Raw genomic sequence first — 1058 nt, forward strand, 5'->3', positions numbered from 1 at the left:
ATTTTGTTGGCTTGTTTGTCATTGCTTATCCTTCGACAGGCTCATCCTTTGACAGGCTCAGGAAGGCAATGAATTTTAGCAACTGTATTTTTCATAAGCTATTTGTAGCACTGAGCCTGTCGAAGTGCGGGTTTGTATGCACTGTATTGGTTTACTGAAAATTCCTCATCCTTAGACAGGCTCAGGATAGCAATGAATTAACTCTATCCACTTAACTAGGACTGTGTAGCACTGAGCCTGTCGAAGTGCGGGTTTGTAGGTACTGCATTCATTCCTGAAGATTACTCATCTTTCGACAAACTCAGGATGGCAATGAATTACTTCAATCCACTTAATTAGGACTGTGCAGCACTGAGCCTGTCGAAGTGCGGCTTGATATGCACTGCATAGGTTTACTGAAAATGCTCATCCTTCTACAGGCTAAGGATGGCAATGAATTTAAAACCTGTATTTTTCACAAGTTGTTTGCAGTACTGAGCTTGTCGAAGTGCGGTTTGTTAGTTACTGTATTGGTTTAACGAAAATTGCTCATCCTTCGACAGACTCAGGATAGCATCGTCTCACTGCTATAATTTAGTTTATTTTTTGTAGCACTGAGCCTGTCGAAGTGCGTGTTGGAATCCACTGAATTGGTTACTGAAATTGCTTATCCTTCGACAGGTTTAGGATGGCACCACTCTCAAATTCAAGCATTCTTTTTCAGTAGTTTGCAGCACTGAGCCTGTCGAAGTGCAGATTGGTATGCACTGCATTGGTTTACTGAAAATTGCTCATCCTTCGACAGCCTCAGAATGGCAATGAATTTAGCACCTGTATTTTTCACAAGTTATTTGCTGCACTGAGCCTGTCGAAGTGCGCTTGATATGTACTGCTTTGGTTTGCTGAACATTGCTCATCCTTCGACAGGCTCAGGATGGCATCATTCTCACGGATATAATTTAGTTTATTGGTTGCAGCAATGAGCCTGTCGAAGAGCGGTGTAGTCTGATAAGATTTTAATAAACATCCTAGACCACCACTCTCCACTCTTCACTCTGGCTACACCTGGAATAACCTCC

The sequence above is a fragment of the Christiangramia qingdaonensis genome (genome assembly GCF_048381525.1).
Classification (GTDB): domain Bacteria; phylum Bacteroidota; class Bacteroidia; order Flavobacteriales; family Flavobacteriaceae; genus Christiangramia.